Source organism: Nitrospina gracilis Nb-211 (genome assembly GCF_021845525.1).
Lineage (GTDB): Bacteria > Nitrospinota > Nitrospinia > Nitrospinales > Nitrospinaceae > Nitrospina > Nitrospina gracilis_A.
This window is the reverse complement of the sequence record NZ_JAKJKD010000001.1, coordinates 792,185-808,439: the sequence shown is the minus strand read 5'-3', so window position 1 is coordinate 808,439 and position 16,255 is coordinate 792,185. Positions and strand designations below refer to the sequence as shown.

General features: G+C 58.6%; 14 protein-coding genes and 2 tRNA genes. 10 read left to right on the top strand and 6 right to left on the bottom strand.

The annotated features are described in order from the left end of the window. Positions 1-2: 2 nt before the first annotated feature. Positions 3-386, bottom strand: a complete 384-nt coding sequence (locus J2S31_RS03800) for a VanZ family protein (RefSeq protein ID WP_237097734.1) — start codon at positions 384-386, stop codon at positions 3-5. Between the two features lie 335 nt (positions 387-721). Between J2S31_RS03800 and J2S31_RS03795 the strand changes: the two genes are divergently transcribed. Then, entirely contained in the window at positions 722-2,860 is a 2,139-nt protein-coding gene (locus tag J2S31_RS03795; protein WP_237097733.1) for an EAL domain-containing protein, read from the top strand. Here the strand turns inward: J2S31_RS03795 and J2S31_RS03790 are convergent. Further along, positions 2,853-3,470: a hypothetical protein gene (locus tag J2S31_RS03790; protein ID WP_237097732.1), complete on the bottom strand. Its 618-nt coding sequence runs from the start codon at positions 3,468-3,470 to the stop codon at positions 2,853-2,855. The genes J2S31_RS03795 and J2S31_RS03790 overlap by 8 nt on opposite strands. Positions 3,471-3,812: 342 nt before the next feature. Here J2S31_RS03790 and J2S31_RS03785 point away from each other — a divergent pair, with 342 nt between their 5' ends. Further along, entirely contained in the window at positions 3,813-4,175 is a 363-nt protein-coding gene (locus J2S31_RS03785; RefSeq protein WP_237097731.1) for a cupin domain-containing protein, read from the top strand. A 113-nt stretch (positions 4,176-4,288) separates the two neighbouring features. Here the strand turns inward: J2S31_RS03785 and J2S31_RS03780 are convergent, their stop codons facing one another. The 3 genes from J2S31_RS03780 to J2S31_RS03770 form a co-directional block, all read right to left on the bottom strand. Further along, entirely contained in the window at positions 4,289-4,771 is a 483-nt protein-coding gene (locus J2S31_RS03780) for a hypothetical protein (RefSeq protein WP_237097730.1), read from the bottom strand. A 290-nt stretch (positions 4,772-5,061) separates the two neighbouring features. Beyond that, positions 5,062-5,139 (bottom strand) — tRNA-Glu (locus J2S31_RS03775). A gap of 28 nt (positions 5,140-5,167) precedes the next feature. Continuing rightward, positions 5,168-5,240 (bottom strand) — tRNA-Lys (locus tag J2S31_RS03770). Between the two features lie 131 nt (positions 5,241-5,371). Between J2S31_RS03770 and J2S31_RS03765 the strand changes: the two genes are divergently transcribed. The 6 genes from J2S31_RS03765 to J2S31_RS03740 all read left to right on the top strand — a co-directional run bounded on the left by J2S31_RS03765 (position 5,372) and on the right by J2S31_RS03740 (position 11,913). Further along, complete coding sequence (locus J2S31_RS03765; RefSeq protein WP_237097729.1) at positions 5,372-6,289, top strand: branched-chain amino acid transaminase; 918 nt, start codon at positions 5,372-5,374, stop codon at positions 6,287-6,289. Between the two features lie 692 nt (positions 6,290-6,981). Further along, positions 6,982-7,395 (top strand): FmdB family zinc ribbon protein, encoded by a 414-nt coding sequence (locus J2S31_RS03760; protein ID WP_237097728.1) that lies wholly within the window; start codon positions 6,982-6,984, stop codon positions 7,393-7,395. 14 nt (positions 7,396-7,409) lie between these two features. Then, positions 7,410-8,498: a two-component system sensor histidine kinase NtrB gene (locus J2S31_RS03755; protein WP_237097727.1), complete on the top strand. Its 1,089-nt coding sequence runs from the start codon at positions 7,410-7,412 to the stop codon at positions 8,496-8,498. After that, positions 8,495-9,970 carry a sigma-54-dependent transcriptional regulator gene (locus J2S31_RS03750; protein ID WP_237097726.1) on the top strand — a complete coding sequence of 492 codons (1,476 nt, stop codon included), beginning with the start codon at positions 8,495-8,497 and terminating at the stop codon, positions 9,968-9,970. The genes J2S31_RS03755 and J2S31_RS03750 overlap by 4 nt, the downstream gene beginning before the upstream one ends. A gap of 12 nt (positions 9,971-9,982) precedes the next feature. After that, positions 9,983-10,945 (top strand): M14 family metallopeptidase, encoded by a 963-nt coding sequence (locus J2S31_RS03745; protein WP_237097725.1) that lies wholly within the window; start codon positions 9,983-9,985, stop codon positions 10,943-10,945. Then, positions 10,942-11,913, top strand: a complete 972-nt coding sequence (locus J2S31_RS03740; protein WP_237097724.1) for a succinylglutamate desuccinylase/aspartoacylase family protein — start codon at positions 10,942-10,944, stop codon at positions 11,911-11,913. Before J2S31_RS03745 ends, J2S31_RS03740 begins: the two co-directional genes overlap by 4 nt. Positions 11,914-11,923: 10 nt before the next feature. Here J2S31_RS03740 and J2S31_RS03735 read toward each other — a convergent pair whose 3' ends face one another. Beyond that, positions 11,924-12,190 carry a hypothetical protein gene (locus J2S31_RS03735; protein WP_237097723.1) on the bottom strand — a complete coding sequence of 89 codons (267 nt, stop codon included), beginning with the start codon at positions 12,188-12,190 and terminating at the stop codon, positions 11,924-11,926. A 185-nt stretch (positions 12,191-12,375) separates the two neighbouring features. Here J2S31_RS03735 and J2S31_RS03730 point away from each other — a divergent pair, with 185 nt between their 5' ends. Together J2S31_RS03730 and miaA are read left to right on the top strand one after the other, a co-directional pair. Beyond that, on the top strand, positions 12,376-13,107 hold the full coding sequence (locus J2S31_RS03730) for a tRNA1(Val) (adenine(37)-N6)-methyltransferase (RefSeq protein ID WP_237097722.1): 732 nt from the start codon (positions 12,376-12,378) through the stop codon (positions 13,105-13,107). Further along, positions 13,058-16,234, top strand: a complete 3,177-nt coding sequence (gene miaA / locus J2S31_RS03725; protein WP_237097721.1) for a tRNA (adenosine(37)-N6)-dimethylallyltransferase MiaA — start codon at positions 13,058-13,060, stop codon at positions 16,232-16,234. Before J2S31_RS03730 ends, miaA begins: the two co-directional genes overlap by 50 nt. Positions 16,235-16,255: the final 21 nt, after the last annotated feature.

The following is a 16,255-nucleotide window of genomic DNA, read 5'->3' as shown; positions in this document are numbered from 1 at the left end:
TCTCAGCGCAACCACACCTCCTCCACTTTCACGAGAATGCGGTTGACCCCGGCGCGTCCCAATCCCCATCCTGCCAGCACGCCCAGCACATTCGCGCCCATGTCCCAGAGATCAAACATGCGGTAACCGATCATCCCCTGCACGATTTCAAGAGCCAGTCCCATCTTGATGAACATGCGCATCCAGAAGCCGTATCGGTCCGGCGGATTGATCTGTACGAACCACAGCATGAGGACGAGGTACGCGGCGAAATGGAGCAGTTTGTCGAGCCAGTCGATGCCGAGATCCGGCAGATCCGGTGCGGGAACGAGGGACACCACGACGATGAAGGCGATCAGTAGATAGCCCAGGCCCCACCACAATCGCGATCGTTGAAGCGGTTCCATGGAAGGCATCCATAAAAAGGTTGAGGGCCGCCTCGATATGGAAAAGACCGTCCAATCCTTTGGGCGGGCCGTTTCCCCCACACGGCGGAAGCGCCGACGCCGGCCCTTTTCCTTTCAATCTAACTCAATTCAATTTGCAGGAACAGGCCTATTTCCGGCAGAGCCCGGTAAGGGTTTTCGCCGCCAAATTCAAATATTTTTTCCTCCATTTTCCGGAATGAAAATATTCAAAAACCCTCTAAAAACAAAGAATTGCCCCTTTTTTTTGGTTGGCCTGAAACAAAAATCTGTTAGACTTGGAAAATACCAAACAATCTTAGTTGAATGGGAACCCTATGATCCCCAGTGTGCCTGCGTTCCGGGCCGCCGAGGAAAAGAAACTTTTCCTGAAGCGCATCGATCTGATGACCTTCCTTCCGGAGGAAACACTCGATGCGCTGGCCGCCGATTGCAGTGAAATTGTGCTGGATGCCAACACCGTCCTGTTTGAAAAAGGCGATACCGGCAAATCCATGTACATCCTGCTTGAAGGCGAGGTCTTGATCTATATCGAAAAGAAAAACCTCGCCACGTTGAAGCCCGGCGCGTATTTCGGCGAGATGTCACTGATCGAATGCCAGCCGCGCACCGCCAGCGCAAAAACCCTGGTGCCCTCCACCCTGATCGAAATCGACGAGGAGTTGTTCAGCCGCTATTTCGCCAACCAGCCGCGCGCGTTGATGGCGATGATGCGAAACCTGTCGGCGCGGTCGCGGAAAATTTCCGCCGACCTTGCGGCGTCCCTGCCGGCGATGGACGAGGAATCCGGCATCGATCCCATCGCGTTCATGAATGACACGTACCTCGACGTGCTGTTGTTCGACCTGGAGACGTTCAAATTCACCCAGGCCAATGCCCCGGCCTGCCGGGAAGTGGGGTACTCGCCCGAAGATCTGTTCAAGATGCATTTTCTGGATCTGGCCATCAGCCTGGATCAGGAGGACATCGACCGCCTGTTCGAACCGCTCATTCAGAGCATCCGTCCGATGACCGTGTTCGAAGCGGTGTACCGGCGCAAAAACGGCTCCACCTATCCCGTTGAATGCCGGTGCCAGATCGTGAAAAATCTCGGCACGCATCCGCAGGTGATGGTGTGGTCGCAGGACATCACGGAGCGCAAGCAGTTGGAGGAACAAATCCGGCAGATGGCATACTACGATCCGCTGACCGGCCTGCTCAACCGCAACCTGCTCAATGACCGGCTCGAGGTGGCGTTGACCTCGGCCAACGTGGCGAACGAAAAAGTCGGCATCCTGTTCCTCGACCTGGATCATTTCAAAACCATCAACGACACACTGGGGCACGACATGGGCGACCTGCTCCTCAAGCAGGTGGCGGACCGGCTGAAAAAAATGGCCCGGCAGGAGGATACCGTGGCACGCATGGGCGGTGACGAGTTCGTCATCATCGTGCCCAACCTCACGAAAGAAGACGAGATCGTGGATCGCGCGCAGAAAATCCTTGAGGCGCTCACGCCGATCTATAACATTCAGAATCACGAACTGTACATCACATGCAGTATCGGCATCTCCGTGTTTCCCGATGACGGACAGGAAATCGAAACCCTGCTCAAACATTCCGACCTCGCCATGTACCGCGCCAAGGAGCGCGGCCGCAATACGTTCCAGTTTTTCGCACAGTCCATGAACACCTTGGCGGTGGAACGCATGATCATCGAGAAAAACATGCGCAAGGCGATGGGCGGGACGGAGTTCCAACTGTACTACCAGCCGAAGGTCTGCCTGCGAACCGGAAAAGTGGTTGGCATGGAGGCGCTGTTGCGCTGGGAAAACCCGGAGCTGGGTTTCGTCAATCCACAGAAAAGCATCCCCATTGCGGAAGAGACGCGGCTCATCATCCAGATCGGGCGGTGGATCATCGAAAGCGCGTGCCAGCAGATCAAGCGGCTGGAAAAAATCAATCCGGATATCAACATCGCCGTCAACCTGTCGGTGATTCAATTCAACTCGCCGGACCTCGTCTCCGAAATCAAGGGGATTATCCGCGATACCGGCATCGACCCGCAGAAACTCCAGGTCGAAGTGACGGAGTCCATCCTCATTCAGGACAGCACGCTGGCCATCAGCATCCTGCAAAACCTCAATGATCTCGGCATCAAGATCTGCATCGACGATTTCGGCACGGGTTATTCGTCACTCAGTTACCTGAAAAACATGCCGATCGATTACCTCAAGGTCGACCAGTCCTTCATTCGCGACCTGACCGATCCCACGAACGAAGCCATCACGCGTGCGGTCGTGGCCCTGGCGCAGAGTCTGGGAATGAAAACCATCGCGGAAGGCGTGGAGACGAACGAGCAGAAAAATTTTCTGCAAATGATTCATTGCGACGAGGGGCAGGGTTACCTGTTCAGCAAACCTTTGGAGGCCCACCGGGCGGAAGAATTGTTGAAGAAGGGATTTCAGGTCAATTGAAGCGGGAGGTCAACTGCTTGATGACTTTGTCCCAATCCGTGTTGGCCGCTTCCTTGCCGGTGATGGGACCCATGCCCTGAAATTTTTCCCGCTCGTCGCCGGTCAGTTCCAGATCCTCCTCGAACAACGCCACTTCCTCCTCCTGCAACATCTCCTCGGCATCGTCTATTTCCAGAAGTGATTCGAACTCTTCCTGCGACAGGGTTTCGCGGGAGGCGGATTCCATCTCCTCCTTGCGGTGGCGGGCGCCTTCGTGCAGGGCGTCCAGATACTCCCGGCGCACGTTGTAATGCACAAAACGGTAGGCACTGATTTCGCTGGCCTGCACGAAATCTTCGGAAGCGAGGCGGAACTGCTTTTCGCGCAGATAAATCCGGCCGCGGTACACGCGGGCGAGGAAGTGGTCCGGCTTCAGGCTGAGCACCATGTTCAGGTTCATCAACCCCCCGGCCAGGTTGTGCCGCTCGAGGTTCTTGATGGCCTGCTCAAAGTGCTTGCGCACCTGCGGGCGCAGGTTCTCCATCAGGATGCACACCGGTTCCACGACCGGAAACACCCATCTTCCAAGATGAAATCGAACCGCTTTCACAAACTCCAGGGTCCTTTCCATGCGCGACCTCGGCGGACCCTCTGCCTGCCGGGGCCCGGGGGACATGCGGGCGCGATACGCCCCTAAATTTTTCTCAAACGGATACTCAATCATAACCAAAATCCCTCATACCGTCAAACACAAACCCCGTTTGTGGTGCCTTGTGGAAAGCCCGCGCAAACCTCTCCCATTAAAGGGCTTTTGCGGGGCGGACCCGGTCCGCCCACAAGCCCTTGGAGGCGCGCGTTTCTTGACCTCTTGAGCGTAAGTCTTTATCGTTAACTTTTTTCAATACTTGAGCCCCCTGCCGCAGGCTTTTACAGGCCTCGCAAACGGGCTCCTTCACCCGGAGGACACGCGCGCATGGCCCGATTCATCGACAAACCCACCCTGGTGGAAGCCGCCGGCACCAAGCCGAAAATCATCAAGGAATACATCGGCAACGTCAATTCGAAGACAAAGGATGTGAGCATCGCCTACATGACCAGTCCCGAAGGCTGGGAAGAGCCGGGACAGACGCCGGAGTTCGACGAATACACTCTGGTCCTGCAGGGCATGCTGAAAGTGGAGACGAAAGAAGAGACGTTCGAGGTGAGCGCGGGGCAGGCGGTCATCACGCCGAAAGGCGAGTGGGTGCGCTACAGCACGCCGCGTTCCGGCGGGGCCCAGTACATCGCCGTGTGTCTGCCCGCATTTTCTCCGGACACCGTCCACCGCGACGAGTGATTGCTTACCTGCCAGTCTCGCAATCCAGATTGAGAAGACCGGGCGCGCCAAAAATAAAAAAGGGCGGGGCGAAACGCCCCGCCCTCTTTCGCACCTGAATTTGGTTCCGGCGCTCAACGCTTTTTGGAAAACGCATCCGAGGCCTCATCGAACGCCTTGCCCAGCCGCGAGGTGGCATCGGAGAAGCCGTCGGTGATGTCCCCCCACGCGTCTCTGGAACTGCGCTTCATCTCACCCAGCCACTTCTGCACCTCGTCGCGTTCGCGTTTAAGCGCCTTCAGTTTTTCATTCAACTCCTTTTGTGCCTCGGCGCTCATAGACTTCATTTTATGGTCGGCCTTGTTCTGCAACGCGTCGATGCGGCGGTCGAGATAATCGAGATTGCTCTCCACCTCGGCGACCGCCTCCTCTTTTTCCTGCGCCGAGTAGTTTTTGATCGACTCGGTCAGCGCATCAAACCTTTTGCCGATGTCTTCGGTGGTGGTTTTGTCCTTCGCTTTGGATTCAGCAAGCGATGGCGCGGCGACACCCAGCGCGAAAAACAGAATGGAAAGAATGGATATATATGAAATGCGGGCTTTGAACTGCGTGGACATGGTTCGCTCCTTTCTCTTTTGCGGGTTCCGAAATGCGCAAGCGCGGAACCCTCGATTCAAAAGAAGTCCCCTTCAATCTTAAAAATCGCTCTTTATGTTGAGACAGGAAAGAGGCGGGATCGATTCACTTTCGAGCGCACAAAAACCGGGCACTGATTGTAATTGCGGATTTGGGAGGGGTTTTTAAAGGTACAAATTCAAAATTTGTTTTTGGTAATTGAATAATACCGACAACTTTTCCTGATTTAGGATCAGAATTAGTAAAAGGATGGAGGAAAGGGAGGAAAACTTGGCGTCCCCAGGGGGATTCGAACCCCCGTCGCCGGCGTGAAAGGCCGGTGTCCTGGGCCTGGCTAGACGATGGGGACGCCCTGTTTGTTCTTTGTGGACAAAAAGTGAGCCGCGAAGGGCTCGAACCTTCGACCCACGGCTTAAAAGGCCGTTGCTCTACCAACTGAGCTAGCGGCTCTCGTTCACAAAGGTGTAAGATTTACCAAATGCATTGTATCATGTCAATTGATTTTATTAGGCTTGATTTTGCCCAAGCCGCTACATACAATTATTAGCTTTATTCACCCCCCTTTACCTGGCAGGCAACACGTGGAAAAATCAGAACAAATCTGGATGGACGGCAGGCTGGTCCCGTGGGCGGAGGCCAATGTCCACGTCCTAACACACACGCTCCACTACGGCTACGGCGTCTTCGAAGGCATCCGCTGTTACCGTTCGGGCAAAAAAAAATCCGCCATCTTCCGCCTGCAGGAACACGTCAAACGGCTGTTTGACGGCGCGAAAATACTCGACATCGAAATTCCATACAACGAAAAGCAGATCACGCAGGCCATCATTCAGACCGTGCAGGCGAACAAGCTCGAGGAATGCTACATCCGCCCCATCGTCTTCCTGGGCGACAACAAAATGGGATTGAACCCGACCGGCGTGCACGTGCGCGTCGCCATTGCCGCCTGGCCGTGGGGCACGTACCTGGGCGACGACGGCCTGGAAAAAGGCATCCGCGTCCGCATCTCGTCCTTCAACCGCCACCACATCAACGTCATCATGACCAAGGCCAAAGCCTGCGGCTACTACATCAACTCCATCTTCGCCAAGGCGGAGGCGGTGCGCGACGGCTACGACGAGGCTCTCCTTCTGGACACCAACGGCTACGTCACCGAAGGCTCCGGCGAAAACATCTTCATCTACCACAAGGGCATGCTGATGACGCCGCCGCTATCGACGGGCATCCTAGACGGCATCACGCGCAACGCGGTGGTGCAGATCGCGAAACACCTCAAGATCCCGCTGGAAGAAACCGTCCTCACCCGCGACGAGTTGTACATCGCCAACGAGATCTTCCTCACCGGCACCGCGGCGGAGGTCACCCCGGTGCGCGAGGTGGACAACCGCATCATCGGCGACGGCAAACGCGGCAAGATCACCAAACAGATCCAGGATATGTTCTTCCAGGTCGTCGCCGGCAAACAGGCGAAATTCAAGCACTGGCTCACCGAAGTCTAACCCCGCCTCGCGGGGAGGGAGACTGGGCAATGCTCCCCCTTGAAGACGATGGTCTGCGGGCTCCATTCCGAATTCACCATGTTGGCTCCGGATTCAGCCCGGCCCCTCCACGAGGGGAGGGAAGCTGGGTACTGCCCGGTGGACGAACGATGATCCGTGGGCGCCGTCCTGAATCCACCACGTTGGCTCCGGGCTCAGCCCGGCCCCGCCTCGCGGGGAGGGAGACTGGGCAATGCTCCCCCGTGAAGACGATGGTCTGCGGGCTCCATTCCGAATTCACCCGCGTTGGCTCCGGATTCAGCCCGGCCCCTCCACGAGGGGAGGGAAGCTGGGTACTGCCCGGTGGACGAACGATGATCCGTGGGCGCAATCCTGAATCCACGACGTTGGCTCCGGATTCAGCCCGGCCCCCTCCACGAGGGGAGGGAAGCTGGGTACTGCCCGGTGGACGAACGATGATCCGTGGGCGCCGTCCTGAATCCACGACGTTGGCTCCGGGCTGAGCCCGGCCCGCCACAAACCCATTAAACAAATTGGATTTACCGGCAAGAATGCATTAAAATGCGGCATACAACTTGCCAAGTGCAAATGGGCATCTTATTCCTGAACAGGTTTTGCCGCCACGGCGGCGGGGAGGTGGCCTCCCCACCGAGCCAGGCCATAGATCCCATATAATTCAAGGAGTTATGTAAATGCCCATTTACGAATACGAATGCGAAACCTGCGGCACCACGTTTGAGCTGATGCAGTCCATCAACGCCAAGGCGCCCAAACAGTGCGAAGTGCCGAAATGCAAAGGCAAGCCGCGGCGTAAAATATCCGCCTCCGGCTTCATCCTGAAAGGCAGTGGCTGGTACGCGACGGATTACCCCTCCGAGTCGCGCAAGAAAGGTTGGCAGCAGGAGAGCGGCCAGGGTGCCGGCGCCGAAGCTCCGGCAGCAACTCCCGCGGCAGGCGGCGAGAGCTGTTCCAGCCCCGGTTGCTCCAATCCGGCCACCACCACAGCCCCCAAACCGAAATCGAACCCGGTCGCGGAAGGCAACAAAAACCCGTACTCCGGGGGCAAGAAGAAAGCCAAGAAATCCGGGGCCAAATCCACAAACTGAGGTCCCGCGTTTTTATGGGGGATGCAAACCCTGTTTTCAAAAATATCATCGCCTCCATCGTCGATGGCATCATCCTGATATCCCGGGAGGGGACCCTCCTCCAGGCCAACCTGGCGACGGAGGAGATGTTCCAGCAGTCCCGGGATCATTTTTTGAACCGGCCGGTGGCCGATCTGTTTCCCGGCCAGCCGGAGTTGCAGAAGAAAATCGAAGACACCCTGCACAACGGGGTGGCGTATCACCAGATTGAAGGACAGGGTCACCGCCGCGCCCATTCCACGACGTTTCCCGTGAGCATCACCGTATCGCCTTACATCAACGACCAGAACCAGCCGGAAGGCGCGGTGCTCTACGTGCGCGACTGCACGCTGGCGCAGGAGTTGGAACAGATCAGCCGCCCGTTCGACGCCATCTCCCACCTGGGCACGTTGTCGCTCGGCATGGCGCACGAGATCAAGAATCCACTCGTCTCCATTTCCGGCTCGGCGCAACTGCTCCGCAAAAAACTGCCGGAGGAGCACCACAAATTCCTCGACGTGGTTATCAAGGAATCGGAGCGCATCAACCGCATGATCGACCGCATGCTGAACTTCGCGCGGCCTTTGGAACTGGACCTCGAAACCATCAACATCCACCAGATCCTGGAAGAAATCCTTCTGTTGGAGAAGCAGTCGCACGAAGACGTCATTCGCTTTGAAGCCATTTACGATCCCAGCCTGCCCCCGGTCGAAGGCGACGGCGACCAGTTGAAGCAGGTGTTCCTGAACCTTATCCAGAACGCCATTGAGGCCATGCCGGAAGGCGGCACGCTCAAGGTGCTGACGCGCTATCATACCGATTACGCCGTACGGTCGCAGGCCCGCACCGACCGGCGCAAAACCATCCTGGTCGAGATCGTGGACACGGGCCTCGGCATCACGCCCGAAAACATGAAGCACCTGTTCACCCCCTTCCACACCACCAAAAGCCAGGGCAACGGGCTCGGCCTGCCACTGTCGCTCAAGATCGTCGAGAACCACAACGGCAAACTCAAGGTCATATCCGAACCGGGTTCCGGCACCCGGGTGCAGATTTACCTGCCGGTCAAACAGGAGAATGCATGAACGGTTCGAAAGACATCCTCATCGTGGACGACGAGGAGAACATCCGCTGGCTGTTCACGCAGGCGCTGGAGGATTCGTCCTACAACGTGGACACCGCATGCAGTGGCGAGGAAGCCCTGCAGAAAATCCGCAGTCAGTCCTACTTCATGGTGTTCACCGACATCTTCATGGAAGGCATCAGCGGCCTCGAACTTCTGCAGAAAGTGCGCGACACCGACCACCGCCCGCACATCGTCGTTATGACGGCGCAGGACACGATGAACAACACCATCGAGGCCATGCGTCACGGCGCGTACGATTACATCAGCAAACCGTTCGACTTCGACGAGATTTTGAAGCTCATCGACAAAGTGGAAAAAAGCCGCGGCGTGCAGGCGCCGGAACCCAAGGTGGAACAGAAAACGGAACAAGGACAGGATGACTTTTCGCTGGAAGCCATCATCGGCAAAAACCGGCGCATGCAGGATATCTTCAAAGTCATCGGCAAAGCCGCGTCCACGCAGTTTCCGGTGCTCATCACCGGCGAGAGCGGCACCGGGAAGGAACTCGTCGCACGCGCGCTTCATCATTATTCCGACCGCTCGCACAAACCGTTCATCTTCATCAACTGCGCCGCCATCTCCCGCGAGCTTTTGGAAAGCGAACTGTTCGGTCACGAAAAAGGATCGTTCACCGGCGCGGTGGAAACCAAGAAGGGCAAATTCGAACTCGCCGACGGCGGCACCCTCATGCTCGACGAGATCGGCGACATGGAACTGCCGCTTCAGGCCAAGATCCTGCGCGTCCTCCAGAACAACGAGTTCTACCGCGTCGGCGGCAAGGACTCGATCCGCGTGGACGTGCGCATCATCGCCGCCACCAACCAGCGCCTGCCCGAACTCATGAAGGCAGAGAGGTTTCGCGAGGACCTGTATCACCGCCTCAACGTTATCAACATCCACCTGCCGCCCCTGCGCGACCGCACGGAGGACATCCCCCTGCTTGCCGAGTTCTTCCTGAAAAAATACGGCAAGACTTCGGGGCAGGACCGCATCTACCTCGCGCCGGAAACGGCGGAACTGCTCATGCAGTATCCCTGGCCGGGCAACATCCGCGAGCTGGAAAACATCATCAAACGTTGCCTCGTGCTGGTGGCGCGCGGACCGGTTCTGCCGGATCACCTGCCCGACCCGCTCCTCACCGAAGCCCGTAAGACCCCCAAGGCCGGCAAAACGTGGGAGACGCACCTGGGCAACGTGGTACGCGACTTCCTCACCAAAAACCAGGAAAGCGCCGACGGCCAGCTCTACGACCTGCTCATCCAGGCGGTGGAGAAACACCTGTTCGAGCAGTTGCTGGAAAGCAGGCGCGGCAACCAGGTGGCCACGTCGAAATCGCTGGGCATCAACCGCAACACGCTCAAGCGCAAGATCGACGCCATGGGCATCGAGCCCAAAAAGAAAAACAACGATTCCAACCCTCCCTCGCACTAGAAAGTCCGCACCGTGAAAACGGAAGCCATCGTTTCCATCAAAAATGCACTGGGCGGGCGGCTGGAGATCGTCCGGCAATCCTTCCCCGCCCACAACGGCAAACCCACAAAGCGCATTTCGTTCGTGGCGGGACTGCACGGCGACGAACTGGCGGGACTGTACCTGTGCCACCGCCTGATCCACGCACTTCGCGAACTGGAGGACACACGGCCGGAAGTGTTTCTCGGCGAGATCAATATTTACCCCGCCGCCAACCCCGCCGGAGTTCACAGCGCCAACCGCCTGTGGCCATATTACGGGCTCGACATGAACCGCGTCATCGGCCAGGAAAACGGCCACACCGTCGGCACCCGCGCCGCCTCACTGCTGTACAAGGACCTGCTCAACAACAGCGAATACGCGGTGGACATCCACGCCAGCAACCTGCACCTGCTGGAATTGCCGCAGATCCGCGTGATCGAGGAATTCGCCGTCGACCTGCTTCCTCTCGCGAGCGAAGCCAACGCCGACCTCATCTGGGTGCACCCCATGGCGGGTTTGTTCGAATCGACTCTCGGCTACAATCTCAATCAGGAAAAAATTCCGACCCTCGTCATCGAAACCGGTATCTGCCAGCGCATCCACACGCACCTGATCGATCCGCTGTTTGAAGGCATGATGCATTACCTGCGCCACCTGGGAATCCTGGACGCCAACTACCTGTCGCCGGAGAGTGTGCGCTCGCCGCGCGTGCTGTACCCGAAGCAGGTCATGCAGACGACGGCAAAACATTCCGGCCTGTTTGTCAGCTCGGCGCACCCCGGTGAGTCCGTCCAGCAGGGCCAACTGCTGGGACAGATCGTGGACGTGGTGGAAGGAGATGTGTTGGAAAATGTCACCGCTCCCGCGGCGGGACTGCTGTTCACCCTGCGCGAGCACCCGCTGGTTCACGCCGGCGCCCTGCTGGTGCGCATCGCGTTGGATCCGGAATCGTGAAACAGGAAATTTTTTCCAGCCCCACGCCGCTCGGCGACACCCTCACCCTCTACAAAAATTTGTGGAAGGGACCTGAGGACGGGCAGACGCTGTCCATCGTCGCGGGCATTCAGGGCGACCGGTTGAACGGTGTGCTCGCCGCAGGCCGTATCGCGAAATTCTTGCAAAGCGTCGCCGACGGCAACGAACCCGGCTTGAAACTGTCCGGAACCGTGCAGGTGTTCCCGGTGGTCAACCACCGCGCGCTCGAATCCGGCTCCGCCACGTGGTCGTACGACAACCTCGACGCCGATCTCGCTTTCCCCGGCAGTGAGGAGGGCGACCTCACCGAAACCCTGTGCAACCGCCTGCTTCATGAAACCGCCGGGTCCGATTACGGCATCATCCTGCAAACCGGCTCGACGCATTTCGAAGACGCCCCGCACGTGCGCGCCTACCGTCCCAGCCTCACCATGCGCAAGGCCAGCCGCCGTTTCAATCTGGCGGTGATCCGCGAGGTGCCGGACATCCCGTCGGTCAACCTGCAACTCAGCCGCCAGTGGCACGACATGGACATCCAGACCTTCACCCTGTCCGCCGGGCGGCCACAGGTGTGCGATCCTTCAGCCATCGACGCCCTCTACAAATCAGTGGTGCATTTTCTGCGCGAAATGGAGTTTATTTCCTGCGAAAACGAGGAAGATGCCACCATGACGGAGGCAATGTTCTACAAATCCAAAAACGAAGTGTGGGTGAACACGAAACAGGCGGGATTGTATCTGCCCTGCGGCAAGGTGGGCGTGACGGTCGAGGCGGGACAAAAACTGGGAGAAGTGTTTGACCTGTACGGCGGCCAGTTGCTGGAAACCGTGATCGCGCCGCAGGCCGGTTACCTGGTCAGTCAACGCGTGCATCCGATGGCGCATGAACAGGAACCCGTGGCCATCCTCCTTTCCGGCGGTCACTCGAAATGGTTCTGGCCTTTCTGATCCGCGGACATCACTTCATCGTGGAAAAATGGATGACCAGGATGATGAATCCCCACAGCGAAAACCCCGCTCCCGCCAGCGCCATGAGGGTGCCGCGGATCGAACGCTTTTTCACTTCATCCTTTTTTTGACCGTCCAGAAAGCCCCATTTTTCGCGGGGATCGGTGCGGGCAATGTATTCCTTGTGTTCAATGCGGTTGCACCAATTCAACAAGCCGATTCCCAAAAGCATGATGACCGCACCCATGATCGACTGTTCCGTAATGATGCCGTCCAAGGGTCCCCCTCCTCAAAAGAGAATCCGTTATCATTGATTTACAACAAATGTATAACAAAAGTATAGCAGAATGTCCGTTTAAAAACAATTAGATCGATCATTATTCACTTTCTGGAATCTTGCCGCAAAGGCAGGTTTGGGATAGACTGGAACCGGTTTCTAAACGTCGCGGGGGGCGCGGTCCGATGTCCCATTCCATATCAATCGAGCAAAATCCAACGGGTTACCGTTATTCCGTGGAGCCGTTCCTGCTCGCGAATTTCGTAGATCCTTATCCGGGCCAGCGTGTGCTGGAGGTGGGAACCGGTTGCGGCATATTGCCCCTGCTCCTCACCAGCCGCGAGCCGGGTCTCGACATCACCGCCGTGGAGATCCAGGAATCGCTGGTGCGCCCTGCCATTCGCAACGTGGCGCAGAGCGGCCGGGCGGGCATCCGCATCCACCATGCAGACTTCCTTGAAATGGCGCGGGACCTGCCGCCGTCGTCGTTTGACTGGATCGTCAGCAATCCGCCGTACCGCAAACGCAACAGCGGCCGCATCAACCCCGATCCGGAAAAAGCCATCGCCCGGCACGAGCTCAAACTCTCATTGCCGACGCTCATCGCCGCCGCCGCGCCGCTTCTGAAACCGGAAGGAAAACTGGTGCTGGCCTACCCGCCTCTTCGGCGCGAGGAATGGATGACGGAATTGGAGCGCAACGGGCTCACACCCCGGCGCCGCCTCACGGTTCACGGGCATCACGACACCGAGCCGCGCATCCTCCTGGTGGAGGCCACGCGTACCGGAAACGCGGGCCGGTGCGAAGACCGCACGCTGGTCATGTACAACCCCGACGGCTCGTACACCGGGCCGATGCAGGCCATTTATGAACGCTTTGATTATTCTGGCCGGTCCCACCGCCTCCGGGAAAAGTGAAACGGCGCTCGCGCTGGCGGGGCAACTGGATTCGGAAATCATCAGCGCCGACTCCATGCAGGTGTACCGTCATTTCGACATCGGCACCGCCAAGCCGTCTCCGGAAATCCGCGCGCGCGTGCCGCATCACCTGATCGATATTCTGGACCCGCACGAACCGTTCACCGCCTTCGACTTCAAACAACGCGCACAGGATGCGGTGCGGGATATCCTGGCACGCAACAAAACGCCCGTCATGGTGGGCGGCACCGGGCTGTACCTCAAGACCTTCATCGAAAATTACGAGTGCGCCGTGGAGCCCGATCCTGAAATCCGCGAGCAGGTGCGGCGCGAGATCGAAGAGCGCGGCCCCGCCGCCCTGCACGAGGAGTTGCGGAAGGTCGATCCCGAATATGCAGCTCAGATTCAGCCGAACGATCCCATCCGCATCGGACGCGCACTCACCGTGTTCCGCCAGAGCGGCCGGCCGCTCTCCAGTTTTCATCGCATGGACACGGCGGCGGTGGAGGCGGCATACGATTTCGACATCCACCTGTTTCTTCTCGAACGCGAACGGCAGGACCTGTACACGCACATCAACCGCCGGGTGGAGAGGATGATCGACGATGGATTGAAGGAAGAAGTTCAAGGACTCCTCGCCCGCGGTTACAAAAAGGAATGGAAACCGTTTGCCTCCATCGGCTACGCGCAGATGGTGCGTCACCTGGAAGGCGAGATCACCCTCGAGCGTGCGTGTTATGAAATCCAGCGCGAGACGCGCCACTTTGCCAAACGGCAGATCACGTGGTTCAAAAAAATGGACGCCACCCGCCCGGTTCCGGTGAACGCGGCCGACACGGGCCTCGACATCATGGAAAAAATCCTGCGCCTTCTGCCGAAGACCGTGGCGTTGCTCCTCGCCTTCTGTCTCACCGTGTTGCCCGCGGGCGCAAAAGCCGGGGAAGCGCAGGAGGACTACCGTCAGGCGGTGGAAGCAGTGCAATCCGGGAAATGGGAGCGGGCGCTCGAAACCCTCCTGCCGCTTGAACAACAGACACTGGAAACCACAACCCGCAAACGCGTCACGTATCTCCTCGCGCGGGTGCTGGCGCACGGGCAGGATCATGAACAGGCGCTGAAATTTTTCGAGAAAAGCCTGACCCTGTACCCGGAGGTGGAAGACGACATCCGTTACCAGCGCGCCCGCTCCCAGACCGCGCTGGGACAATATGCCGAAGCGCTGGCAGAACTGGACCGGCTGGCGGTGCGCTTTCCGCAATCGCTCCTCCTGCCGCGCGTTCACTTGTTGAAGGCGGACATCCACCACCTGCAGAACCATCCCGAACCCGCCCTGCGTCATCTGAAAGAAGCCTACCGGCTGATCCGTTCGCAGCCCAGCATGGAAGATTACATGGAGACCCTGCCCGGCATCGTGGCCCAGCAAATCGAGCTGTACGAGAAGACCGGCGATGTTCAAGGTGAGTACGACGCCTGGCGCACGTTGTACGTGACTCACCCCGACCACCCGAAAGCCGAGGAGGCCGAAGCGGCGCTCGCACGCCTCGCCAGGCAGGAAGGAGTCACCGCAGCCCCCTTGTCGCTTCGTGAGCGCGCGCGCCGCCTGCGCAAACTGCTCGGCCAGGCGCGGTTCGAAACCGTCATCGATGAGGTGCGGTCCTTGATGAACGCATCGAAGCACGCCCTGCCCGGCCGTTTTTATTTCATTCTGGCTGACGCCCACCAGGGACTGCGCGACCGCGCCGCGGCGAACGAAGTGTTGAACGAATTCATGCGCCGTTACCCCCTGCACGCCAAGGTGCCGAAAGCGACGTTCATCGTCGGACGCAACCTGTGGAACCTGGGCGACCGCGACGGCGCGCTTCTGCATTTTCAGAAGGTGGTCAAGACCGCCCAACGGCGGGACCTCAAAACCGAGGCGGGGTTCATCGTCGGCAAGATATATGAAGAAGCGCAAAACGAAGACGCGGCGTTGCCCGCTTACCGCCTGCTGGTGAAGGACCACGAAAAAACCGAGTTCGGTCAGCAGGCGGCGTGGCAGATCGGCTGGGTGCATTACCGCGCCGGGCGATGGGACGAGGCGACGGATCAGTTCCGCACCAATCTCCAGCGCCTGCCGGAAGGCGACATCGCCGACAAAAACGCCTTCTGGCTGGCAAAGTCTCTGGAAAAACAGAACACGCCGGACAAAGCCCGGCAGGTGTTCGCGGACCTGGCACACCAGTACCCTTATACCTACTACGGCGTGCAGGCAAAAAACAAACTGGGCACGCAGGCCAACCCCCACAGCCTCACTCCCATCTCCACCACCACGGTGGTCAAAACCGGCCTGACCCCGGAGGCCGAGTCCCCCGCCGACCCCGGCCGGCCACTGGACGACAGCGAGCTGTTTCACTTCTCACGTGCGATGGAGTTGATTGAGCTTGGCTTTCACCGCCGCGCCCGCGAGGAAATGCGGCAGGTGGCCGGATCGGTGCGCAAGGATTACGACGGGGTGATGTGGCTGTCGCACTGGTTCAACCGCGCGCATGCGTTTGCCGACTCCCAGCGCGTGCTCGGTTTGTACCGCAGTTTCAAATCGCCCCACGGGGAAAAGGAACTGCCGGAGGCGTTCTGGAAAAATTATTACCCACCCGCGTACTTTCAGAAGGTGCGCAACTGGGCCAAGGCGTTTGACGTGGATCCGTTGCTGGTGATCAGCCTCATGCGCCAGGAAAGTCTTTACGACACCTGGTCGGTGTCACCGGCGGGCGCGCGCGGGCTCATGCAGTTGATGCCGAAGACCGCCTCGCGCATGCACCGGCAGGCGGGAAGTGACGAAGACCTGGACGTCGAAGCGCTGTTCGATCCCAACCTCAACATCCGCCTGGGCGTGCGGTATCTCAGCCGCCTCATGCAGGAGCACGCGGGCAATCGCATCCACATCCTCATCGCCTACAACGCCGGGCCCCACGTGCTCGCGGCGTGGCAGGAACGGTTCCGCCACCTGGAGGATCCCGACGCCTTCATCGAATCCATTCCCTACCCGGAAACGCGCGAGTACGTCAAACGCGTTTCACGCAACCACGACCTGTACAAACGCCTGTACGCCGAGGCTCCTCCACAGGAGGCGGACAATAAAACCTTTTAGGTTTGTTTGGGAAGGGTGAGA

Coding starts and splice junctions, on each gene's coding strand:
- J2S31_RS03750 (WP_237097726.1), top strand. CDS start 8,495: ATGAACGGTTCGAAAGACATCCTCATCGTGGACGACGAGGAGAACATC.
- J2S31_RS03760 (WP_237097728.1), top strand. CDS start 6,982: ATGCCCATTTACGAATACGAATGCGAAACCTGCGGCACCACGTTTGAG.
- J2S31_RS03755 (WP_237097727.1), top strand. CDS start 7,410: ATGGGGGATGCAAACCCTGTTTTCAAAAATATCATCGCCTCCATCGTC.
- J2S31_RS03785 (WP_237097731.1), top strand. CDS start 3,813: ATGGCCCGATTCATCGACAAACCCACCCTGGTGGAAGCCGCCGGCACC.
- miaA (WP_237097721.1), top strand. CDS start 13,058: ATGAACGCTTTGATTATTCTGGCCGGTCCCACCGCCTCCGGGAAAAGT.
- J2S31_RS03780 (WP_237097730.1), bottom strand. CDS start 4,771: ATGTCCACGCAGTTCAAAGCCCGCATTTCATATATATCCATTCTTTCC.
- J2S31_RS03730 (WP_237097722.1), top strand. CDS start 12,376: ATGTCCCATTCCATATCAATCGAGCAAAATCCAACGGGTTACCGTTAT.
- J2S31_RS03795 (WP_237097733.1), top strand. CDS start 722: ATGATCCCCAGTGTGCCTGCGTTCCGGGCCGCCGAGGAAAAGAAACTT.
- J2S31_RS03790 (WP_237097732.1), bottom strand. CDS start 3,470: ATGGAAAGGACCCTGGAGTTTGTGAAAGCGGTTCGATTTCATCTTGGA.
- J2S31_RS03800 (WP_237097734.1), bottom strand. CDS start 386: ATGGAACCGCTTCAACGATCGCGATTGTGGTGGGGCCTGGGCTATCTA.